We start from the raw sequence: 21226 nt of genomic DNA, 5'->3' as shown, positions 1-21226 counted from the left end.
CATCCGCCGAACCGGCCGCCGGCGTCATGATCGCGGCATCCGTCTCGCCGTGCTCGGAACCGCCCGCGTCGTCACGGGTCTCAGGCATGCGCGTGCTCTTCCTTCTCTGGTTCGGTGTCGTCCGGCGGGAGCGTGCAGAAGGCTTCGGCGACGAGGCCGCCGGCGAGCAGGAGGCCCGCCCCGATCGCCGTGGCGAACGCGAGCCAGATGGTGTCCGCGGAGGGCACGACGCTGCGGGTGATCAGGAAGAGCGTGATGCCGAGGCCGAAGCCGAACACCAGCGCGCCGCTGAGGCTGCACGCCTTGGCGAGCACCGCCGTGCGCATGGCGCGGAACGGGTCTAGGTGCTTCGTGGACTTTCCCTTCACCGCACGGCGGACCGGCCAGGCCAGTGCCACCACGATGACGGCGACGCCGGTGAGCGTGATCGGCAGCGACAGCGGCGGCACGATCGCGCTCGCGCCGGCCGACACGATCGCGAGGTCGCCGAGGTAGCCTCCCACGATGCCCGCCAGCACGAACGCGATGACGGTCGACGTGTGCGTGCGCTTCATCGTCGCACCACCTCGTCGTGGGCGACCCGGCGGAGCTCGGCGATGGTCCCCCGCCCCGGCAGCACCGCGTCGGGGTCGACGTCGAGCCACGGCTGCAGCACGAACGCCCGCTGCCACGCACGCGGGTGGGGCAGCTCGAGCCGCTCGTCGGCCGAGACGACCCCGCCGAAGTCGATCAGGTCGAGGTCGAGCGTGCGATCCCCCCAGTGCTCGGTGCGCACCCGACCGTTCTCCGCCTCGACGGCCTGCAGCACATCGAGGAGGTCGAGCGGCGCAAGGGCGGTCTCGACGATGACGACCCCGTTCAAGTAGCCGGGCGCAACGGGGTCGACCCCGGAGTGCTTGATCGCGGCCGTCTCGTATACGGGCGAGACTGCCACGAGCTGCACGCCGGGGGTCTCGGCGAGGGCACGCGTCGCCGAGGCGATGGTGGCTTCACGATCGCCGAGGTTCGCCCCGAAGGCGATGACGGCGCGGGTCATGCTCGGCTCCGCACGATCGTGACCGCGACATCAGCGAACGGCACCGAGATGGGGGCCTCTGGCTTGTGCACCGTGACCTCCACCTCCTCGACCGCCGGGTAGGCGAGGGCCACGCCGGCCACCCGCTCGGCGACGGTCTCGATGAGGTCGACGGGGTCGCGCTCGACGGCGGCGACCACCGCCTCGGCGAGCTCGCCGTAGTGCACGGTGCGGTCGAGGTCGTCTCCGGATGCCGCGGCGGCGAGGTCGACCGCCACGGACACGTCGATCACGAACTCCTGCCCCTGCTCGCGCTCGAAGTCGAAGACGCCGTGGTGCGCGCGGACGCGCACGCCGGTGAGGGTGATGCGGTCGGGGGTCCTATGCACGTCGTCCACTCTGCCACGCTCCGAGGACGTCGAGCGCGCGACGGGTGCCCCGCACGTCGTGCACGCGCACGCCCCACACGCCGGCCTGCGCCGAGAGGGCGCTGACCACTGCGGTGGGCAGGTCGCGCTCCTCCATCGCGGCGTCGTCGGGCAGCAGTGCGCCGAGGAATCGCTTGCGCGACGCGCCCACGAGGATCGGCAGGCCGAGGTCGGCGAGCACGTCGAGCCGCCCCAGCAGCTCCCAGTTCTGCGCGCCGCGCTTGGCGAACCCGAGCCCGGGATCGAGGATGAGCCGCTCGCGCGCGACGCCCGCCGCGACGAGCGCGTCCACCCGGACGGCGAGCTCGTCGCGCACCTCGGCCGCGACGTCGGCGTACTCGGCGAGGGAGTCCATGCGGTCGGAGTGCCCGCGCCAGTGCATGGCGACGTAGTGCACGCCGGTCCCGGCGACGATCGGCGCCATCGCGGCATCCGCGAGCCCTGCAGACACGTCGTTGATGATCTCGGCGCCCGCCTCGACGGCGGCGAGCGCGGTCGCCGAGCGCATGGTGTCGACGCTCACCCGGATGCCGCGGCCAGCGAGCTCGCGCACCACGGGCACGACGCGGCGCAGCTCCTCGTCGGGCTCGACGCGTGCGGCGCCCGGGCGGGTGGACTCTCCGCCCACGTCGAGCATGTCGGCTCCGTCGGCGACGAGCTCCAGGCCGTGCGCAATGGCCGCGTCGGCGTCGAACCAGCGCCCGCCGTCACTGAACGAGTCGGGCGTGACGTTGACGACGCCCATGACCAGCGTGGGCACCGCGTCAGCCACGTTCCGGAGTCCCGATCAGGGCGATGATCTCGCTGCGCGCCGCCGGCTCGGCGAGGGCGCCGCGGCTCGCGATGGTGATCGTCGAGCTGCGCTCCTGGCGCGACCCGCGCGTGGTCACGCACCGGTGCTGCGCGTCGAGTATCACGAGCACGCCCTTCGGGTCGAGGCCCGCTTCGAGCGCGTCGGCGATCTCCTCGGTGAGCCGCTCCTGCAGCTGGGGGCGCGCCGCGAGCGTCTCGATGACGGCTGGGATGCGGCCGAGGCCGACCACCCGGTCGCGCGGAAGGTAGGCGACGTGGGCCGTGCCGACGAACGGAAGCAGGTGGTGCTCGCAGACCGACCGGAACGCGAGGTCGCGCAGGACCACCGCGTCGGATGTCGCCGGCACGCCGGCCTCGGTATCCCCGAGCGGCACCGCGTCGGCCAGGTGGCTCAGCGGATCCACCGTGAGGCCGCCGAAGAAGTCAGCGTACGCCTCCGCCACGCGTTGGGGGGTGCGCTCGAGCCCGGGCCGCGACGGGTCCTCGCCGATGGCGAGCAGGATCTCGTGCACGGCGCGCTCGATGCGCCCGGTGTCGACACCGGCCATGGCACCCCCTCTTCGGGTCGGTCGGCGGCTAGGCCGTCGCGGGCCGCGGCTTCGAGCGCGGCGCGCGCGAGGCGGCCGGCTCCTCGACCGGCGTCTGACCCGAGTCGACGCCACCGTCGACGGCGCCCTGGTCGATCGGCGCCTTCTGCGTGGGGAAGGCGATCGGCGGGCGGTCGGAGACGGGGCGGTTGCCGCTCGAGAGCCAGAGCGGGCGTTCGGGCAGCCGCCTCACGTCCTTGAAGATCTCGGCGATCTGCTTGTGGTCGAGCGTCTCGTTCTCGATGAGCTCGCCCGCGAGCTTGTCGAGGATCTCCCGGTTGTCGTTCAGCACCTGCCACGCCTCGTCGTGCGCCTGCTCGATGAGCGTGCGCACCTCGGCGTCGACCTTCTCGGCGATCCGTTCGGAGTAGTCGCGCTGGTGGCCCATGTCGCGGCCGAGGAACACCTCGCCCTGCGACTGCCCGAGCTTCACCGCACCGACGTTCGCGCTCATGCCGTACTCGGTGACCATCTTGCGGGCGGTGGACGTGGCCTTCTCGATATCGTTCGAGGCGCCCGTCGACGGGTCGTGGAACACGATCTCCTCGGCCACGCGACCGCCCATCGCGTAGGTGAGCTGGTCGAGCAGCTCGTTGCGGCTGACCGAGTACTTGTCCTCCAGCGGCAGCACCATCGTGTAGCCGAGGGCCCGGCCGCGCGGCAGGATCGTGATCTTCGTCACGGGGTCGGTGTAGTTCATCGCCGCCGCGGCAAGGGCGTGGCCGCCCTCGTGGTAGGCGGTGATGAGCTTCTCCTTGTCCTTCATCACGCGCGAGCGGCGCTGCGGGCCCGCGATCACGCGGTCGACCGCCTCGTCGAGGGCGCGGTTGTCGATGAGCTGCGCATTCGAGCGCGCCGTGAGGAGCGCGGCCTCGTTGAGCACGTTCGCGAGGTCGGCACCTGTGAAGCCGGGGGTCTTCCGCGCGAGCACCTCGAGTTCGACGCCCTTCGCGAGCGGCTTGCCCTTCGAGTGCACCTCGAGGATCTTCTGCCGGCCCTTGAGGTCGGGCGCATCGACGCCGATCTGGCGGTCGAACCGGCCCGGACGCAGCAGCGCCGGGTCGAGGATGTCAGGGCGGTTGGTGGCCGCGATCATGATGACGTTCGTCTTGGGGTCGAAGCCGTCCATCTCGACGAGCAGCTGGTTCAGGGTCTGCTCGCGCTCGTCGTGCCCGCCGCCGAGGCCGGCACCACGGTGGCGGCCGACCGCGTCGATCTCGTCGACGAAGATGATGGCCGGCGCGTTCTGCTTGGCCTGGTCGAAGAGGTCGCGCACCCGGCTGGCGCCGACCCCGACGAACATCTCGACGAAGTCGGAACCCGAGATCGAGTAGAACGGCACGCCCGCTTCACCAGCGACGGCGCGCGCGAGGAGCGTCTTGCCCGTGCCGGGAGGGCCGTAGAGCAGCACGCCCTTGGGGATGCGAGCGCCCACCGCCTGGAACTTGGCGGGCTCCTTCAGGAAGTCCTTGATCTCGTGGAGCTCCTCGATCGCCTCGTCGGCGCCGGCGACGTCGTCGAACGTGACCTTCGGGCTCTCCTTCGTGACGAGCTTCGCCTTCGACTTGCCGAACTGCATGACCCGGTTGCCGCCGCCCTGCATGCCCGAGAGCATGATCCAGAAGAAGAGGCCGATGAGCACGAGCGGCAGGAGGATGCCGAGCATGGAGAGGAACCAGTTCGGCTGCGGTACCTCGTCGTTGAAGCCGTCCTCAGGATCGGCCGCGTCGACCGCGGCGATCACGTCGGCGCCTCGCGGCGTGACGTAGTAGAACTGCACCTGCGAGCCGAGCTCGTCGTCGGGCTGGGCGAGGGTGAGGTCGACGCGGTTCTCGCCGTCGACGATCTTCACGGACGCGACCTTGTCGTTCTTCAGGAGCTGCAGGCCCTCCTGGGTCGACACCTCGCGGAATCCCGAGGCCGTGATGAGGCTGGATCCGATCCACACGGCGACGATCGCGAGCAGGATGTAGATGATCGGCCCGCGCAGGATCTTCTTGATGTTCATGGTGTTGCAAGGCTACCTCGACGGTGCTGAGCGTCGGCTCCCTGTTCGCTGAGGGCTGCTGCACGGCCTGCGCGTCGGCGCAGCCCGCATGTCATCGCCTCCCTCTTCATACCGCCTCACTGAGCGGATGCGGCACGGCGGGTGCGTCGAAGGCCGATCATGTACGGCAGTCCCAGACCGAGCGCCGCGCCCGTCCTCCCGAGGCGTCCCGGCCAGGACGGCGCGGGCAGCGATGGGGGCGAGCCGTCGAGGTCTCCGACGTCCACGAAGTATGCGTGGACGGTTCCGAAGCCCTCGAGTTCCGGCGATACCTCGTGCACTGGATCGGGCAACGATTCCTCACCGGTGCGGTAGAGCTCCTCGGAGAGCAGGACGTACTCGGGGATGCCGACCGGGTTCTTCAGCAGGCGATGGACGAGGATGACGTCGATCCCGACGAGCTTGATCCGCTCCCGGATGGTCTGGATGGCCACGTCGCCGATGTGCGCCACGAACTTCAGCTTGAGATCGGCCGCCCCCTTGCACCCTGCGCACGGGCACAGGTTCGCCGCGACGTACTGCCGCTCGAGATGGAAGGCCCGATGCATGGAGGCGGCGGCCTGGAGGATCTCGGCGATCGCGGCGTCGCTGTCGCCTTCGTCGGCCTGGCGGGAGAGGAACGCCGCGTCGCCCTCGATCTCGATGAGGTCGAAGTCGGGGGCGGCATCGATCATCTTCTCGAGCATCCGCGCGGTGTTGACCTCGGCGTGCGCGAGACTCATCCGATGGGAGCTCATGTAGTCGGTGTAGCCACCGATGTCGGCAATGAGCAGGACGGCACGGCCGGATTCCATGCCCTAGGTTCGCACCAAAGCCTGGGGTTCTCAACCGGGAAGGCTCTCACGACGACGTCGGCGGTTCTTCGAACGGCTCCTTCGGCGAGTACCGGTCGAGCTCGTCGTCGATCACCACCGCCGCCTCTCGAGCGCTCGCGGTGTACCCGAGCACGACGGGAAGGAACCGCTCCGAGCGGAGCGCCCGCAGCCGGAGCAAGCTCCGAGCCACCACGGTGGCCGTTCGTCGCGTACGGCGCAGCAACGCGATCTCGCCGAAGCCCTCCCCCGGGCCGAGCGTCGCCACGACCCGGCCGTCGCCCACCACGTCGGCGTCGCCCGACTCGATCACGTAATAGCGGTCGCCGATATCCCCCTGCGTGAACACCGCCTTGCCTGCGGGAACCACGACAGGCTCCAGGCCGCGCGCCAATTGCTCGACGGAGGGCAGCGGCAGGGTGCGGAACATGGGCACCCGCTGGAGCAGCCCGATGTCCCCGTCGAGGACGTCCACGGATCGGTCCAGGCCCCGGAGTCGCCGCCACGACACTACCGCGAGCACCGGGCACACCAGCCCGATCACGATCAGCGCGTTCTGGATCCCGACCCACGCGATCATCGACGACGCGACGACGGCGCCGATCCCGATGAACACGGCCACCAGGCTCTCCAGCACCCCGAAGACGCGTGCGAGCACCTCGTCGGGAGCCTTCCTGGCGATCAGGGTGAACCCGGCGAGATCGACCAGGGCGTTGCCCACGCCGATGAACGCCAGCAGGCCCAGCGCCGCCGACTGCTGGGGGACGAGGGCGACGAGCGTGAGCGGAAGTCCCCACAGGCCGACCCCGACGGCGAACCAGGCGCCCAGTCGGCCGGAGCCGACGAGCAGTGAGGCGAAGAGCGACCCGAGCACCGCGCCGACCCCGACCGCGGCCATCAGGGCGCCGACGCCCGGCTCGCCGGTGCCAAGCAGCTCGATCGCGACCACGACGGAGAACACGGTGAGCGCGCCCCGCGTGAGGGCCTGCGCCGCCGCGAGGCCGAGGATGAGGGTCAGGTCGCGGTCCTGCATGACCGCGCGCACACCCTCGACCGCCTCCCTGGCCAGGTTGGGACGGCTCGGTGCGGGCGGTCGCGGCGGGGCGTCGTACCGCAGTCGCACGAGCAGGGCGGCCGCCACGAACGAGGCGCCGGCAGCGACCCAGAACACGACGTCCACCCCGGTGAACTGGAGCAGCACCGCCGCGAGCAGTGGGCCTACGAGGGTGGCCGCCGAGTCGAGCAGCCCGCGCACCATGTTGGCGCTGGCGAGCTCGTGCCCGGTGCGGCACAGCGACGGCAGGAGCGCGGAGTGCGCCGGGCGATAGAGGGTGGCGGCGATCGTCGACAGCACGGCGAGCGCGTAGATGACCGCCGAGGGACCGGAGACCGCGACGACCACGGCGGCAGCGGCGGTCGCAGCGCCGCGCACGATGGACACCAGGATGAGCACCCGTTCCCGGCGCCCACGGTCGGCGATCGGCGACAGCAGCGGGGCGAGGATGGCGGACGGCACCATGCGCAGCAGCCCGACGAGTCCGACGGCAGCTGCGCCGCCGTCGCGGTAGGCGACGATCCCGAGCGCCACGGTGAAGGCCCACTCGGCGGTCCAGGCGCCGAGGAAGCTGAGCTGGGCACGGCGGAGGTTGGGGTTGCGCCAGTTGCTCGTGAAGGCAGCGCCAGCGTCGCGCACCCTGCTCCGGCGCCGAACGTCGCCCATGAGATGACTCTAGGGCCTCGGCTCGCCGCAGCTCAGGTGTACACGTGCGGTGCGAGGATCGCGACGTCGCGCAGGTTGCGATACCGCTCGGCGTAGTCGAGCCCGTAGCCCACCACGAACTGGTTCGGGATGTCGAAGCCGAGGTACTTCACGGTCACGTCGACCTTCGCGGCATCCGGCTTGCGTAGCAGGGCACAGATCTCGACCGACTCCGCGCCGCGGGATTCGAGGTTGCCGAGCAGCCAGCTGAGCGTGAGGCCCGAGTCGATGATGTCCTCGACGATGAGCACGTGACGCCCGGTCAGGTCGGTGTCGAGGTCCTTCACGATGCGCACGACGCCGCTCGACTGGGTGCCTGCGCCGTACGACGACACGGCCATCCAGTCCATGTTGACGTGCGGCTTGAGTTCGCGCGCGAGGTCGGCCATCACCATGACAGCGCCCTTCAGCACGCCGACGAGCAGCAGGTCCTTGCCCACGTAGTCCGCCTCGATGCGGCGGGCGAGCTCGCCGAGCTTCGCGTGGATCTCGGCTTCGGTGACGAGCACCTCCGTGAGGTCGGCGTCGATCTCGCGCGCGTCCATGCCTGCTCCCTGGTGTCGTGGGCGAACGGATGCCACGAGCCTACCGCCGTGGGCCCATCGGGCTTCGAGACGCCGCTTCGCGGCTCCTCAACCCGCGTCGGCGGCGGAGAAGACGACGAGGCCGTGCTCGCGTCGGGCGCGGATGCCGCCCGGCAGGTCGAGCGGCCCCTGCCCGTGCCAGTCGGTCACGAGCCGGGCCACCTCGAGGGTCTGCGTGCGCGAGAGCGAGACGCTGAACTCGCTCGCCACGACGTGCCGGATGATCCGCTGCCGCAGGGCCGCCGGGTTCGCGGCGAGCGCGCCCACCGACACGGCGATGCCCGCCTCGGCGGGCTCGCAGACCTCCTCGATGAACTCGTCGATCTGGCTGGAGAACGCCTCGTCGTCCTCGCGGAGCTGCTCGGCGGTGCGCGCGAGGGCCTCGGCCACACCGGGTCCGAGCTCGGCCTCGAGCACGGGCAGCACCCGGTCGCGCACCCGCACGCGTGCGTACGCGGCATCCGTGTTGTGCGGGTCGTCCCACGGCGCGAGCCCGGCGTCGAGGCATGCCTGCCGGGTGGTCGCGCGCCGGATTCCGAGGAGCGGTCGTGCGTAGCGGCCCGTGCGGGCGGGCATGCCCGCGAGGCTCGCGGTGCCGCTGCCCCGGGCGAGGCCGAGCAGCACCGTCTCGGCCTGGTCGTCGAGCGTGTGGCCGAGGAGCACGAGCGTCGCGCCCGTCTCTGCCGCGACCGCGTCGAGCGCGGCGTACCGGGCCCGGCGAGCGGATGCCTCGGGCCCGCCCTCCCCCGTCACCTCGACGCGGCGCACGATCACGGGGTCGAGCCCGAGCGCCCTCGCGACGTCGGATGCCGCGGCGGCCGCGTCGGCGGAGGCATCCTGCAGGCCGTGGTCGACGATGACCGCGCCGGCGGGGAGGCCCGCGCGCGGCGCCTCGAACGCCGTGGCCGCGGCGAGCGCGAGCGAGTCGGCGCCGCCCGAGAGCGCGACGAGCACGAGCCCCCCGTCGGGCAGCACCGCACGCACCGCACGGCGAATGTCGGCGATCGGCGGCGTCAGTCGCGGCCGACGCTCGGCTGAAGGCTGCTCGGAAGGCATCAAGTAACCTTATTCCGCCGATCGCGCCGGGTTCCGTCACACCGGCCGCGGCCGAAGCTTCCAGACAAGGAGAACCAGCATGGGCGAGTACGCCGCCATCATCGAGATCCCGAAGGGGAGCCGCAACAAGTACGAGGTCGACCACGAGACGGGGCGCGTGTTCCTCGACCGCGTGCTCTACACGTCGTTCGCGTACCCGACCGACTACGGCTTCTTCGAGAACACCCTCGGCGACGATGGCGACCCGCTCGACGTGCTCGTGCTCACCCAGTACGCGCTCCTCCCCGGCGTGGGCGTGAAGGTGCGCCCTGTGGGCGTGTTCAACATGACCGACGACGGCGGCGGCGACGCCAAGATCATCGGCGTGCCCGCCGGCGACCCGCGCTGGAACCACATCCAGGACCTCGCCGACATCCCCGAGTTCACCCGCAAGGAGATCGAGCACTTCTTCGAGCACTACAAGGACCTCGAGCCTGGCAAGTGGGTCAAGACCGAGGGCTGGGCGGACGTGGCCGAGGCCGAGTCGCTCATCCAGAAGGCGATCGAGGCGTTCCCCGGTCACTACTGATCTGAGCGCGAGCCGAGCGGATACCGCGAGCCCGCGGCATCCGACGCCGACGAAGGGGCGGGCCATCCGGCTCGCCCCTTTCTCGCGTCTCGGGGCGCCGCGGCGCCGCCGCGCCCCCGGAGCATCAATCGGACTGCAGGAAGAACCCGCCTGCCGGCGGCCTGTCGAGGCATCCGACCCTGCCTGTCCCGCTTTTCCTCCTGCACTCCTCCAGTCTTTCTCCTGCACTCCTCCAGCGCTCCGTTCCTGGATTCGTCCAGCCTCCGCAGGGTGAGGAACGCACGCGCTCGCCCGGACTATCCGAACATCAATCGGACTGCAGGAAGAACCCGCCTGCCGGCGGCCTGTCGGGGCATCCGACCCTGCGTGTCCCGCTCTTCTTCCTGCAGACGACCGGGAACGGATGCCGCGAGCATGCGGCATCCGACACCGACGAAGGGGCGAGCCATCCGGCTCGCCCCTTTCTCGCGTCTGCCGTGCTCAGCCGGCGGGACGGGCGGCCGCCGAGGGCGACCCCCAGATGAAGTACTCGCGCACTGGGACGCCATCGCGCGGCGCCTCGAGGATGCGGCCCCCGCCGAGGTAGATCGCGACGTGGTAGTAGTCGCCGCCCCAACCCCAGAACAGCAGGTCCCCGCGCTGGATCTGCGACAGCGGCACCGCGAGGCCGCGGGCGGCCAGGGTGTAGTACTGGTTCGTCGCCGAGTGCGTGCCGATAGAGATGCCGGCGTTCGCGTACGACACCTTGGTGAGGCCCGAGCAGTCCCAGACGTCGGGCCCGGCGCCGCCGAGGCGGTAGGGCTCGCCGAGCTGCTGGCTCGCGAACCAGATCGCGGTCTCCACCGCACCGGTGTCCGGCCTCGCGGGCGATTCGGGGGCGGGTGAGCCGCCGTCCCCTTCGCCGGAGCCGCCGGAGTCGCCGCCCGGCGCCGGCTGCGGGGGTTGCGCCGCAGCGGCAGCAGCCGCCGCAGCCGCCGCAGCCGCCGCCGCAGCCGCCGCAGCCGCTGCTTCGGCCGCCTCCCTCGCCTGGCCCTCAGCGCGCTGCCGCTCGAGCTCCGCGGTCGTGTCCTTCAGGGTCGCGAGCTGCGCGTACAGCTCGGTCGACTTCTGCTCCTGCACGGCGACCGCGGCGTTGGCCGCATCGGCGGCGGCCCGCGCCTCGTCGGCGCGCTGCTCGGCGAGCGCGGCGAGCCGCTCGCGCTCCGCCGCGGCATCCGCTGCCTGCTCTCGGAGCGAGTCGGCCGTGTTGCGGTCGGCTACGGCCTGCTCGTAGACGGCGTTCGACTGCTCGCCGAGCTTCGACGCCATGCCGAGCTGCTGGAGCAGCGCCGCCGTGTCGTCGCCCGAGAAGACGAGCTCGGCGGTGAGCCCGGCGCCGGCGGTCCTGGCCAGGTGCGCCGCGAGCAGTCCCGCGCGCATCTTCGAGATCTCGGCGACCGCGTCGGCCTCGTCCGCCTGCCGGCCCAGGGTGCGCTCCCGCTCGGCCGCCCGGTCGCGTTCGCCGATTGCGATGCGCCAGGCCTCGTCGGCCATCATCGACGTCTGCACCGCGGCATCCGCTGCCTGCTGCAGGCCCGCGAGCAGTTCGCCGACCCGGTTGATCTCGGCCTGCTTCGTCTGCTCGTTCTGCTTGGCCTGCTCGATCTCGCTCCACGACGGATAGTCGGGCTCCGCTATCGCCGGACCGCCCGCGGCGGCGACCGACGCCGTGACCGCACCCACCGCGACCGTCGAGAACACGGTCACTGGCTTCACGCGCGAGACGGGGCGCGTGCGGTGCTCAGCCAAGGGAGACGCCCCGATCCGCCATGAACGGGACGGGATCGATCCGGCTGCCGCCGACGAACACCTCGAAGTGCAGGTGGCACCCGGTCGACGCTCCCGTGGTGCCGCTCGACGCGATGTTCTGGCCGGCCCCCACCCATTCGCCGGTGCCGACGAACGTGCCGCCGGGGCGGATGTGCGCGTAGCCGGTCCAGACGCCGCCGCCGTGGTCGATCTGCACGTAGTTGCCATAGGTGCCCGACCAGCCGGCGAAGCGTACGACGCCGCTGTTCGCCGCGTAGATCGGCGCGGAGCATCCGGTGCCGAGGTCGACCGCGTAGTGGAAGGAGTTCGAGCAGCCGCCGTCCGTGCAGATCGAGCCGCGCGGACCATAGCCCGCCGTGATCCAACCCGCGGCCGGAAGCGCCCAGCCCGAGGACGCGACCGCGCCGGGCGAGCCGTTCCGGAGCGCCTCCTGACGGCGACGCTCCTCCTCTTCCTTGCGGATGCGCTCGCCCTCCTGGTACGCCGCGGCGGTCTTCGTCTCGGTGTCCTGCAGGAACTTCAGCTGCTGTTCGAGCTCGATCTTCTTCGCCTGCGACTCGGCGAGCGCGGCCTCCGCCGCGGCCTGGGCGGCCTGTGCCACCACCAGTGCCTCCTCGGCGGCGATGCGGAGCCTCTCGCGCTCGGCCCGCGCCACCTCGGCCTGGTCGGCGAGGGAGCGTGCGGCGTTCTGCTTCTCCTTCGCGCGGTTGTAGATGCCCGACGTGCGCTCGACCATCTTCTCCATGCTGCCGAGCTTCGCGAGCAGTGCCTCGGTGGCCGCCGCGTTGCCCGCGTCGAGGAAGAGGTTCACGCCCACGTCGCCCGAGCCGGCGCGGTAGAGCTGGGCGGCGACCTGACCGGCGTTCCGCTCGGCGGCCGCGGCCTCGGCGGCCGACGCGTCGGCCTGCGCCTGGATCTGGTTCGCGCGCACCACCGCGTCGTCGAACTTCTGCTGCGCGATCATGAGTTCGTCGGTGCGGCGCTCCGCCTCGGCGCGCGTGACCGCCACGTTCGTCTCGAGCTCGGCGATGAGCGCGGTGATCTGCTCCACCGCCGCAGCGCCCGCCGCCGTGTTCGCCTTGGCGGCCTGCAGCTCGTCCCACGTGGGATAGGTCGCGGCCTGCGCACCCGCCGGCGCGACCACGGCGCCGACGATCGCCATCGTCGCGATCGAGAGGCCCGCCATCAGGTGCCGCACACGCACGCGCAGGTGCCGTCCTCCGAGCCTGCGGCGGCTCCAGCGGGGGGTCGTCGTTCTGACTCGGGCGGTCGGCATGCGGTCGGTGGTGCGGTCCATGGTTCCCCGTCCACGGGGGCTCGACGCCCCGCGCTCCTCGCTCTCGTGCGGGCAGTGGCAGCCCCACGATAGGCGCGGGCTGCGCGCTTTCCGGGCATTTCGGCGCGTGTGGCGGATGCCGCAGGCAGGGGCTCGTGGCATCCGTCGCCGTCGTTTTGCCATCGAGGGCGATGTTCCGTATGCTTGGCTGTCGGCGGTCATGCCCCAAAGCACGGCCACCCGGCCCCATCGTTTAGTGGCCTAGGACACCGCCCTTTCACGGCGGCAGCACGGGTTCGAATCCCGTTGGGGTCACCGCGAAGGCATTACAATTGAACAGCTCGGTGTTCGAACGAACACCAATCGAGGCCCTGTAGCGCAGTTGGTTAGCGTGCCGCCCTGTCACGGCGGAGGTCGCGGGTTCAAGTCCCGTCAGGGTCGCTCAGGCGACAAGCCCTTTCCCTTACGAGAGAAGGGGCTTTCTCCTTATCGAGGTACCCATGCCGATGCGAATCGGCCGGATGCCCCGAGGCTCTGTAGCTCAGTTGGTAGAGCGTTCGACTGAAAATCGAAAGGTCACCGGATCGATGCCGGTCGGAGCCACATCGAAAACCCCCGGCTAGCCAGGGGTTTTCTCGTCGGGCGCGCGGTTCGCCGACGCATGCATTCGTATCGTTTGCCCACAATTGCCCACGCCTAACGGTCCCGCCAGCACTGAACGGGACGGTTCGTTGCGGACGGAGCACTCTGCACCGCGCGTGGGCCTCCCTCGAAGGGTGTGTGGTCAGTGACCACCAGCATCGAGGGAGGCCCGTCTCATGCGACGGAGCGACCCAGGGTGGGGAATTTCGGTGAGCGAAAGTGGGGAATATCAGTGACCGCCGTCAATGTCACAACGAGAGCTCGAGCGTCCCTCGACGCCCGGCTGGAGGACGACACGGGGATGGGGCGTAGTGTCTCAACGTGACGAGAACAGCTCCGGCCTGGCTCAGCGGTGACACGGTTCGTCGTGCTCGCGTGTCGGTCGTAGGAGTGCTCGAGCCGGTGACTCCGTGACGGTCGAGAGTGGCGCCTGCGCGCGACGTGAGCGGCCTGGGCGATGAAGGTGGCGATGCTCGGGCCGATCGCGTGGCGCACGCCACCGCGGCACTACGGCCCGTGGGAGCGGGTGACGAGCCTGCTCACCGAGGGGCTGGTGCGCCGGGGCGTCGACGTCACCCTCTTCGCGACGGCCGATTCGGTGACGTCGGCGACGCTCGAGTCGGTGGCACCGCACGGCTATGCCGAGGACGCCGACATGGACGGCCGGGTATGGGAGGCGCTGCACATCGCGCATGCGATGGACCTCTCGTCGGGATTCGACCTCGTGCACAACCAACTCGACTGGCTCCCGCTCGCCTTCGACGCCCAGTGGGGTGCGCCGATGGTCACGACGATCCACGGCTTCTCGGGTGAGTCGATCCTGCCGGCGTACGAGCGCGCGCGCTCGACGTTCGTCTCGATCTCGGACGCCGACCGCTCGCCCGCGCTCACGTACGCGGCGACGGTGCACCACGGCATCGACATGACCGAGTTCGACACCCCGGATGTCGACACGGCGTCGAGAGCGCGCGATGATCTCGTCGTGTTCGGCCGCATCCACCCCGACAAGGGCATCGCCGATGCGATCGACATCGCCGCCCGGGCGGAACGGAGACTTGTCATTTGCGGAATCGTTCAGGATGCCGCGTACTTCGCGGAGCAGGTCGAACCGCGCATCGACGGCGACCGGGTCGTGTATCGCGGATCGGTGGGACCTGCGGAGCGGACCGAGGTGCTGGCGTCGGCGGCCGTGCTGCTGCATCCGATCCACTTCGCGGAGCCGTTCGGCCTCTCGGTCATCGAGGCGATGGCGTGTGGAACACCTGTGGTCGCCTACCGGCGCGGCTCGATGCCCGAGGTGGTCGAGGACGGCCTGACCGGTTTCGTCGTCGACTGCGTCGCCGAGGCCGTCGACGCTGTCCCTCGCGCCGCCGCCCTGGATCGCACCGTCGTACGGCGGCGCGCGCGCGAGCGCTTCGATGTGGAGCGAATGGTCGACGGCTACCTCGAGGTGTACCGCTCGGTGCTCGAGCGCCCCGGGAGTCTCGCATAGCCGTGGTGTATGGTGCGGAGCACAGCGCGCCCTGCTCTCGGGCCGCGTGAACCGGACCGCGGCAGCGCAGGCGCAGTTCCACGGGGGTTGCCGTTGGCAGACGTCTCGAAGGCACCAGGCATCGAATGATGCCGGGTCGGAAGAGAAAGTCGCCATGACCCGCTACGGATTCCTGTCCACCTACCCGCCCACCCGCTGCGGGCTCGCGACATTCACCGAGGCCCTCGCGGGCGCCCTCGGCGGCCACGGAACCCGGGATGCCACGATCGTGCGGGTGCTCGACTCGCCCATCGAACGACCCGCTCCGACCGTCGTCGGCCGCATTCCCGCGACGCGCGAACTCATCGCGGGCGACGCGGTCAGTGTCGCGGCGTCGGTTCGCGTCCTCGAGGAGTGCGACGTCGCGATCGTGCAGCACGAGTACGGCATCTACGGCGGACGCGACGGCGACGAGGTCGTCACGCTGCTCCGGATGCTCGGCACGCCGACGATCGTCGTCCTGCACACCGTACTTTCCGCGCCGACGCGCAATCAGCGCGCGGTCCTGGAGTCGGTCTGCGAGTCGGCCGCAGCCGTCGTGGTGATGACCGAGAACGCGCGCGACATCCTGATGAGAACGTATCGAGTCACGCCGATGAAGGTCCGCGTCATCCCCCACGGAGTCCCGGTGCAGCATGCGGCGTCCGAGCCGAGGCGCAACTCGACGAAGCGGGTGCTGACGTGGGGGCTGATCTCGCCAGGCAAGGGCCTCGAGTGGGGCATCCGCGCGATCGCCGAACTCGGCGAGCTCGCGTCCCCGGTTGAGTACGTCATCGCCGGGCAGACCCATCCGAAGGTGCTCGCACTCGAAGGAGAGCGGTATCGCGAGGCACTCCAGCGGCTCATCGCCGACCTCGGGCTCGACGACACCATCACGATGGACGACCGGTATCTCGATGCGGCGCAGCTCGCCGACCTGGTGACGACGGCGGACGTCGTGCTACTGCCCTACGATTCTCGCGACCAGGCCACCTCCGGGGTCCTGGTCGAGGCGATCGCGGCCGGGGTTCCCGTGGTCGCGACCGGGTTCCCCCATGCGGTCGAGCTGCTCGGCGGCGGGGCCGGCCTGATCGCCCGTCACGGCGACCCGGAATCGATGGCCGCCGCGATCCGCTCGATCGTGGAGACCGAGGAGACGGCCCGGCGGATGCACGAAGCCGCCCTCCGCGATGCGCACGATTCATCGTGGCCGGTCGTCGGTGAGCGCTATCGCGAGCTCGCGGACCGGATCGCCGAGGCGCGAGCCGCGTGATCATGCCGGGCCGCTCGCCGTCGTACGCCCACCTCGTCGCGCTCATGGACGAGCACGGCATCTTCGAGCATGCGCTGTTCGACGTCCCGCGCCGCGGCGACGGCTATTGCGTCGACGACGTGGCTCGCGCGCTCATCGTGATGGTGCGCGAACCGGACCAGACGCCCGAACTCGGCACCCTCGCCGAGACGTGCCTCCGGTTCCTGGAGGATGCGGTCGACGCCGACGGCCGCGTGCACAACCGCATGGCAGCGGGCGGCGGCTGGACCGACGACCCGGCCCTCGGCGACTGGTGGGGTCGCGCGCTGTGGGCGCTCGGCGTGACAGCCGCCCGCGCTCCGACGGAGACCGCGCGCTCGCGCGCACTGAGCACGTTCCACCGTGCGGCATCCGCCAGATCGCCTCACGGACGGGCCATGGCGTTCGCCACGCTCGGGGCCGCCGACCTGCTGGCCGCGCATCCGGACGACCTCGTCGCGCACACGCTGCTGCTCGACGGGGTGTCGACGATCGTGATCCCGCGAGACGACCCATGGGCCTGGCCGGAACCTCGCCTCCGGTACGCCAATGCGGTGCTCCCAGAAGCCCTGCTGGCCGCCGGGATGACGTTGGAGAGCCCTCGTGTCGTGAGCCACGGGCTCGGGATGCTGCGCTTCCTCGTCGGTATCGAGACGGCCGGCGGACACCTCTCCGTGACCGGAACCGGCGGTCGTGGCCCCGCGCAGACGGCGGCCCAGTTCGACCAGCAGCCGATCGAGGTGGCCGCCATCGCGGATGCCTGCGCACGCGCGTTCGACATCACGGAGGACCCGTCGTGGCGCGACGCCGTCGCCACGACCTGGGCGTGGTTCATGGGGGACAACGATGCGTCGACCCCCATGTTCGACTCGGAGTCGGGCGCCGGGTTCGACGGACTGGAGTCGGACGGGCGCAACGAGAACCGAGGGGCCGAGTCGACGCTCGCGGCGCTGAGCACGTACCAGCAGGCCCGGCGTCTCGGCGTCCTCGAGGTGGTGCCCTCGCGATGATCCGCGCACACCCGGCACACCTCGAATACGATCCCTCACGCGTCGTCGCCAGGTTCTTCCTCCCCGGAGACGGGCTCCCTTCGTCGCACTCGCGCGTCACGCAGATCGTCGCTCGCGTGCTCGACAGCCCCCCTCGGCTCACGCAGGAGACCGCCGATCGTGTCGTTGCCGATCTCGCGGAACGACACGCGGATGCCGCCGACCTCATCCTCGCCAACGCCAGGGCGGTCGGCAGTCGCGTCCGGGATTCCGCCATGCTGACGGAGTCTCAGGCACTCGTGCTCGGTGCGGCATTCACGGCGGAGTATGCCGTCGAGGGAGCCGCGCTCTGCAACCCGAGCGCAATCGTGCATCCATCCCAGGAGGATCTCGATCCCGACCAGCTCAGGGTAGCGATCGCCCTTCGCTGCATCGGCGAAGGACACATCTCGTCGATCGGTTTCGCCGAGGCCGTGATCGGCGCCGACGACACGTGGACGTTCGTGCCGAGGGCGGCGCCGATCACCGGTCCCATGATCTCGGGAGGAGACTGGTCCCGGCACCACTTCGGTCGCGCGCTCGAGCACGAAGGTCATCTCAGCGATCTCGCGAACGCCGTCGTGGGCAACCTGCCCGAACGGTTCACAGGCGTCGAGCTCGAGCAGGCGCTGCTCACGCTGCCGGACGAGCTCTCCACCCGTCCCGACAGCCGCGAGCCGACACAGGCGTTGCGCGACATGGCGGCATCGGCGTATCGCGCCGACTTCCCCGCATCCGTGCCGCTGAGTGCACGCGTGCTGCTCCCGGTCTCCACCGAAGAGGACCATGGCATGGAGGATGCCCGCTTCGTCCGCTTCACCGACGTGTATGGGACCATCGGGTACCGCGCGACCTACACGGCGTACGACGGCAGGGACGTCGCACCCAGGCTCATCACCTCTCCCGACCTGACCTCGTTCGCCGTCCATCGCCTGACCGGCACCGGCGCTCACAACAAGGGCATGGCATTGTTCCCCCGGCTCGTCGCCGGCCACCATCTGGCGCTCAGCCGCACGGACGGTGAGAACATCTCGCTCGCACGGTCGGCGGACGGCGTGATCTGGGACGACCTCGGAATCGTGCATCGCCCAACGGAGCTGTGGGAGCTCGTGCAACTGGGCAACTGCGGTTCCCCGATCGAAACCGATGCGGGGTGGCTCGTGCTCACCCACGGAGTGGGACCCCTGCGCACCTACTCGCTCGGCGCGCTCCTTCTCGACCTCGACGACCCGTCGCAGGTGATCGCGCGCTCGACCACACCGCTGCTGGAGCCGACCGGCGCACTGCAGGATGGCTACGTGCCGCGTGTCGTGTACTCGTGCGGTGCGATCGCCCACCGCGGCGTCCTGTGGATCCCCGTGGGCGTTGGGGACGCGCGCATCCAGGTGTTCTCCGTTTCGATCGATGAACTCATCGCATCGATGATTCGGCGCTCGTCGCACTGACCTGGTCGTCTGACGCGCGGGAAAGCGCGGCATCACACATCGCAGTTCCTCGATGAGCCGGATGTCGCAGTCCACAGGGCCTGCGTCGACCGGATGACGCTCCCGGCGGGCGCAGACCGCTGCGCACGATCTCGTACGACGTGCCGGTCGAAACACAGCGCGTCCCAGCGGCACGACTGGTCGAGGGCCGCACTGCCTAAATCGAACTCCGACTGTGCAACTGACGGAGGCCTATGACAGTGGGTCGCGTGCTTTCTGTCTGAGGCGTTCGTAGGGTGTTTGGCCTGCGAGGCCGCCGTGGGGTCGATCGTAGTTGTAGTGGTCTTCCCATTGCTGGAGGCGTTCGGCGAAGAGGTTCGCGTCGTCGATGACTTCGCCTTCGAGGAGCCGGTAGAACTCCTCCGAGTCGATCCGGTGCGAGCGCTCCACCTTGCCATTGAGCCGGGGTGTCCTGGGCCGGATCTTGACGTGGCCGATGCCTTTGTCGAGCAGGTGCCAGTGGAATGCTTGCCCGAATTCTTGACCGTTGTCGGTCTGGACCTGCTCGACCTGGAACGGCAGTTTCGAGAGGACGTGGTCGATGAACTGGATCGCGGTCTTCTGGTCGTTTCGGGGGTAGGCGCGCAGCACCCGGAGGCGGGTGCAGTCATCGATCGCGGTGTATTGGTAGTAGCGCTTCTTCCGTCCGGTCTGACCCAGCGGCTCGATGAACTTCACATCGACCTGCAGCTGGTGCCCAGGGCGTTGCTTCTCGTAACGCTTCCACCGGGTCTGAGTGCGCTTGTAACGCTGCGACGCCGGCAGCCGGCTGAGGCCGAGCTTGTGCAGGATGCGCCAGATCCCGGACGGGCTGACGGTGATGTCGTGATAGCGGGCCAGATACATCGAGATCTTGTGCGGGCCGCAGTGATACTGCTGGCGCAGCCAGAGGATCTTCTCGACAACTTCAGGATCGGTCCTGGTGGGTTGGTGATGCGGGATGCTCGACCGGTCTTTCAACCCTTCGAAGCCCTCTTCCTCGTACCGTCTTCGCCATTTGTAGTAGACCTGCCGGCTGATGCCGTAGTAGCGGCAGGTCGCCGCGACGTTCCCGCTGATCTCCTCGACGTGCCGCAGCACCGCGAGCTTGTGTTTCGCCCGACGCTCGAGCTCTCGTAGTGACATGGAATCTTCCTCCCAATCGGAAGACCCAACTGTCAACAACCTCCATCAGTTTTAGACCCGCGGTCGAAATTGCGATCTATCAGGACATCTCTGACGTTTCCGGATCAATAGATCTCTGACGTTTCGGGGTCGGTTGGTCCTGACACTTCTCCCTCTATATGTGAGGGATGAGCCGTGTTGAGCCAGTTGATCCTCGTGTCCGCCTCGYGATCACGCAGTGGCCGCCGGACGCGCCGCGGGGATCGGTGACGACGTTCTGCCTGGAGCACGGGATCTCGCGAGAGACGTTTTATGCGATCCGCCGACGCGCCGCGATGGAGGGGCCCGCGGCAGCGTTGGAGCCGCGCTCGAGACGTCCGAATCACAGCCCCGGCAAGCTCCCCGAGGACATCGCCGCGCAGGCCGTCGCGGTGTGGGCCGCGCTGGAACAGTCCGGACTCGACCACGGCCCGATCAGCGTGCACGAGAAGATGCGAGCGCTCGGCATGGAGCCGGTGCCGTCCACGGCGTCGCTGGTGAAACATCTCAGTACCCACAGGAAGAGAAAACAACCGTGATTCCGTGAGTAGTGGCGAGNGATCACGCAGTGGCCGCCGGACGCGCCGCGGGGATCGGTGACGACGTTCTGCCTGGAGCACGGGATCTCGCGAGAGACGTTTTATGCGATCCGCCGACGCGCCGCGATGGAGGGGCCCGCGGCAGCGTTGGAGCCGCGCTCGAGAYGTCCGAATCACAGCYCCGGCAAGCTCCCCGAGGACATCGCCGCGCAGGCSGTCGCGGTGTGGGCCGCGCTGGAACAGTCCGGACTCGACCACGGCCCGATCAGCGTGCACGAGAAGATGCGAGCGCTCGGCATGGAGCCGGTGCCGTCCACGGCGTCGCTGTCTCGCATCTTCCGCGACGCCGGCGTTGCGAAGGTCGAACCACGGAAGAAGCCACGGTCCTCGTACCGGCGATTCGTCTATCCCGCGCCGAACGCGTGCTGGCAGCTCGACGCGACCGAATACGTCCTCACCGGCGGCCGCAAGTGCGTCATCTTCCAGCTCATCGACGACCACTCCCGCCTCGCCGTCGCGTCCCACGTCGCCTGGGGCGAAACCTCCGAAGCGGCGATCGCCGTCGTGAAGAAGGGCGTCGCCGCTCACGGTGTCCCGCAGCGGCTGCTCAGCGACAACGGGGCGGCGCTGAACCCGTCCCGCCGCGGCGTGCGGGGCCAGCTGGTCGCCTACCTGCGATCGCTCGGCGTCGAACCGATCACCGGGAAACCCTACAAGCCGACCACGCAAGGAAAGAACTGTGAAGACTTATCGTGGTGCTGCGCTGGGCCTGGTCTGACCCTGGCAAAGAATTGACCACGGTGTCCTTCGTTCGATTTGTCGACCGGGCTTGGCG

At 69.9% G+C, this 21226-nt stretch carries 18 protein-coding genes, 3 tRNA genes and 2 pseudogenes; 10 read left to right on the top strand and 13 right to left on the bottom strand.

The window, feature by feature from the left end; genetic code table 11:
• Window positions 1-80: 80 nt before the first annotated feature.
• The 10 genes from ASG80_RS21785 to tilS all read right to left on the bottom strand — a co-directional run bounded on the left by ASG80_RS21785 (window position 81) and on the right by tilS (window position 9101).
• Window positions 81-554 carry a DUF3180 domain-containing protein gene (locus ASG80_RS21785; protein ID WP_056734725.1) on the bottom strand — a complete coding sequence of 158 codons (474 nt, stop codon included), beginning with the start codon at window positions 552-554 and terminating at the stop codon, window positions 81-83.
• On the bottom strand, window positions 551-1036 hold the full coding sequence (folK, locus tag ASG80_RS21780; protein WP_056734723.1) for a 2-amino-4-hydroxy-6-hydroxymethyldihydropteridine diphosphokinase: 486 nt from the start codon (window positions 1034-1036) through the stop codon (window positions 551-553). Before folK ends, ASG80_RS21785 begins: the two co-directional genes overlap by 4 nt.
• On the bottom strand, window positions 1033-1404 hold the full coding sequence (gene folB / locus ASG80_RS24265; RefSeq protein ID WP_200952658.1) for a dihydroneopterin aldolase: 372 nt from the start codon (window positions 1402-1404) through the stop codon (window positions 1033-1035). Before folB ends, folK begins: the two co-directional genes overlap by 4 nt.
• Window positions 1397-2188 (bottom strand): dihydropteroate synthase, encoded by a 792-nt coding sequence (folP, locus tag ASG80_RS24260; protein ID WP_056735026.1) that lies wholly within the window; start codon window positions 2186-2188, stop codon window positions 1397-1399. The genes folB and folP overlap by 8 nt, the downstream gene beginning before the upstream one ends.
• Before the next feature lie 19 nt (window positions 2189-2207).
• The gene (folE, locus tag ASG80_RS21765; RefSeq protein ID WP_056734719.1) at window positions 2208-2804 is read right to left on the bottom strand and encodes a GTP cyclohydrolase I; all 597 of its coding nucleotides are present in this window, start codon (window positions 2802-2804) and stop codon (window positions 2208-2210) included.
• Window positions 2805-2832: 28 nt separating this feature from the next.
• A complete protein-coding gene (ftsH, locus tag ASG80_RS21760) occupies window positions 2833-4851 on the bottom strand; it encodes an ATP-dependent zinc metalloprotease FtsH (protein WP_056734717.1) in 2019 nt (672 codons plus the stop codon).
• A 116-nt stretch (window positions 4852-4967) separates the two neighbouring features.
• Entirely contained in the window at window positions 4968-5627 is a 660-nt protein-coding gene (locus ASG80_RS21755) for a DUF2652 domain-containing protein (RefSeq protein WP_235508441.1), read from the bottom strand.
• 103 nt (window positions 5628-5730) lie between these two features.
• Window positions 5731-7422 (bottom strand): MFS transporter, encoded by a 1692-nt coding sequence (locus ASG80_RS21750; protein WP_056734714.1) that lies wholly within the window; start codon window positions 7420-7422, stop codon window positions 5731-5733.
• 32 nt (window positions 7423-7454) lie between these two features.
• Window positions 7455-8006, bottom strand: coding sequence for a hypoxanthine phosphoribosyltransferase (hpt, locus tag ASG80_RS21745; protein ID WP_056734713.1), 552 nt, complete (start codon window positions 8004-8006; stop codon window positions 7455-7457).
• An 87-nt stretch (window positions 8007-8093) separates the two neighbouring features.
• The gene (gene tilS / locus ASG80_RS21740; protein WP_056734712.1) at window positions 8094-9101 is read right to left on the bottom strand and encodes a tRNA lysidine(34) synthetase TilS; all 1008 of its coding nucleotides are present in this window, start codon (window positions 9099-9101) and stop codon (window positions 8094-8096) included.
• Window positions 9102-9180: 79 nt separating this feature from the next.
• Here tilS and ppa point away from each other — a divergent pair, with 79 nt between their 5' ends.
• Entirely contained in the window at window positions 9181-9669 is a 489-nt protein-coding gene (ppa, locus tag ASG80_RS21735; protein WP_056734710.1) for an inorganic diphosphatase, read from the top strand.
• A 480-nt stretch (window positions 9670-10149) separates the two neighbouring features.
• On the opposite strand, the gene ASG80_RS21730 is transcribed toward ppa, so the two are convergent.
• Window positions 10150-11457 carry a C40 family peptidase gene (locus ASG80_RS21730; RefSeq protein WP_056734708.1) on the bottom strand — a complete coding sequence of 436 codons (1308 nt, stop codon included), beginning with the start codon at window positions 11455-11457 and terminating at the stop codon, window positions 10150-10152.
• Entirely contained in the window at window positions 11450-12775 is a 1326-nt protein-coding gene (locus tag ASG80_RS21725; RefSeq protein WP_056734706.1) for a M23 family metallopeptidase, read from the bottom strand. The genes ASG80_RS21730 and ASG80_RS21725 overlap by 8 nt, the downstream gene beginning before the upstream one ends.
• A 221-nt stretch (window positions 12776-12996) precedes the next feature.
• Between ASG80_RS21725 and ASG80_RS21720 the strand changes: the two genes are divergently transcribed.
• The 7 genes from ASG80_RS21720 to ASG80_RS21690 all read left to right on the top strand — a co-directional run bounded on the left by ASG80_RS21720 (window position 12997) and on the right by ASG80_RS21690 (window position 18670).
• Window positions 12997-13069: transfer RNA gene (locus ASG80_RS21720), tRNA-Glu, on the top strand.
• A gap of 52 nt (window positions 13070-13121) precedes the next feature.
• A tRNA-Asp gene (locus ASG80_RS21715) sits at window positions 13122-13195 on the top strand.
• An 89-nt stretch (window positions 13196-13284) separates the two neighbouring features.
• Window positions 13285-13357, top strand: a tRNA-Phe gene (locus ASG80_RS21710).
• 508 nt (window positions 13358-13865) lie between these two features.
• Window positions 13866-14888: a glycosyltransferase family 4 protein gene (locus ASG80_RS21705; protein ID WP_235508440.1), complete on the top strand. Its 1023-nt coding sequence runs from the start codon at window positions 13866-13868 to the stop codon at window positions 14886-14888.
• 154 nt (window positions 14889-15042) lie between these two features.
• The gene (locus tag ASG80_RS21700) at window positions 15043-16179 is read left to right on the top strand and encodes a glycosyltransferase (RefSeq protein ID WP_056734702.1); all 1137 of its coding nucleotides are present in this window, start codon (window positions 15043-15045) and stop codon (window positions 16177-16179) included.
• Window positions 16180-16181: 2 nt separating this feature from the next.
• Entirely contained in the window at window positions 16182-17207 is a 1026-nt protein-coding gene (locus tag ASG80_RS21695; RefSeq protein ID WP_056735024.1) for a hypothetical protein, read from the top strand.
• Window positions 17204-18670 carry a glycosylase gene (locus ASG80_RS21690; protein WP_056734700.1) on the top strand — a complete coding sequence of 489 codons (1467 nt, stop codon included), beginning with the start codon at window positions 17204-17206 and terminating at the stop codon, window positions 18668-18670. Before ASG80_RS21695 ends, ASG80_RS21690 begins: the two co-directional genes overlap by 4 nt.
• A 231-nt stretch (window positions 18671-18901) precedes the next feature.
• Here ASG80_RS21690 and ASG80_RS21685 read toward each other — a convergent pair whose 3' ends face one another.
• A complete protein-coding gene (locus ASG80_RS21685) occupies window positions 18902-19834 on the bottom strand; it encodes an IS481 family transposase (RefSeq protein ID WP_056734698.1) in 933 nt (310 codons plus the stop codon).
• A 245-nt stretch (window positions 19835-20079) separates the two neighbouring features.
• Between ASG80_RS21685 and ASG80_RS24255 the strand changes: the two are divergent.
• Both ASG80_RS24255 and ASG80_RS21675 read left to right on the top strand, forming a co-directional pair.
• Window positions 20080-20355 (top strand): annotated as a pseudogene (locus tag ASG80_RS24255) (IS481 family transposase); the annotation flags it as partial.
• Window positions 20356-20448: 93 nt separating this feature from the next.
• Window positions 20449-21129 (top strand): annotated as a pseudogene (locus ASG80_RS21675) (DDE-type integrase/transposase/recombinase); the annotation flags it as partial.
• Between the last annotated feature and the right edge of the window lie 97 nt (window positions 21130-21226).

The organism is Agromyces sp. Soil535 (assembly GCF_001428255.1).
Taxonomy (GTDB): domain Bacteria; phylum Actinomycetota; class Actinomycetes; order Actinomycetales; family Microbacteriaceae; genus Agromyces.
Note: the sequence above shows the minus strand (reverse complement) of the source record. Positions and strands in the feature narration are given on the sequence as shown.

Bases quoted from the DNA above. Each gene is read 5' to 3' on its own strand.
- ASG80_RS21785 (WP_056734725.1), bottom strand. From the start codon at position 554: ATGAAGCGCACGCACACGTCGACCGTCATCGCGTTCGTGCTGGCGGGC.
- folK (WP_056734723.1), bottom strand. From the start codon at position 1,036: ATGACCCGCGCCGTCATCGCCTTCGGGGCGAACCTCGGCGATCGTGAA.
- folP (WP_056735026.1), bottom strand. From the start codon at position 2,188: ATGGGCGTCGTCAACGTCACGCCCGACTCGTTCAGTGACGGCGGGCGC.
- folE (WP_056734719.1), bottom strand. From the start codon at position 2,804: ATGGCCGGTGTCGACACCGGGCGCATCGAGCGCGCCGTGCACGAGATC.
- ftsH (WP_056734717.1), bottom strand. From the start codon at position 4,851: ATGAACATCAAGAAGATCCTGCGCGGGCCGATCATCTACATCCTGCTC.
- ASG80_RS21755 (WP_235508441.1), bottom strand. From the start codon at position 5,627: ATGAGCTCCCATCGGATGAGTCTCGCGCACGCCGAGGTCAACACCGCG.
- ASG80_RS21750 (WP_056734714.1), bottom strand. From the start codon at position 7,422: ATGGGCGACGTTCGGCGCCGGAGCAGGGTGCGCGACGCTGGCGCTGCC.
- hpt (WP_056734713.1), bottom strand. From the start codon at position 8,006: ATGGACGCGCGCGAGATCGACGCCGACCTCACGGAGGTGCTCGTCACC.
- tilS (WP_056734712.1), bottom strand. From the start codon at position 9,101: ATGCCTTCCGAGCAGCCTTCAGCCGAGCGTCGGCCGCGACTGACGCCG.
- ppa (WP_056734710.1), top strand. From the start codon at position 9,181: ATGGGCGAGTACGCCGCCATCATCGAGATCCCGAAGGGGAGCCGCAAC.
- ASG80_RS21725 (WP_056734706.1), bottom strand. From the start codon at position 12,775: ATGGACCGCACCACCGACCGCATGCCGACCGCCCGAGTCAGAACGACG.
- ASG80_RS21705 (WP_235508440.1), top strand. From the start codon at position 13,866: ATGCTCGGGCCGATCGCGTGGCGCACGCCACCGCGGCACTACGGCCCG.
- ASG80_RS21700 (WP_056734702.1), top strand. From the start codon at position 15,043: ATGACCCGCTACGGATTCCTGTCCACCTACCCGCCCACCCGCTGCGGG.
- ASG80_RS21695 (WP_056735024.1), top strand. From the start codon at position 16,182: ATGCCGGGCCGCTCGCCGTCGTACGCCCACCTCGTCGCGCTCATGGAC.
- ASG80_RS21690 (WP_056734700.1), top strand. From the start codon at position 17,204: ATGATCCGCGCACACCCGGCACACCTCGAATACGATCCCTCACGCGTC.
- ASG80_RS21685 (WP_056734698.1), bottom strand. From the start codon at position 19,834: ATGTCACTACGAGAGCTCGAGCGTCGGGCGAAACACAAGCTCGCGGTG.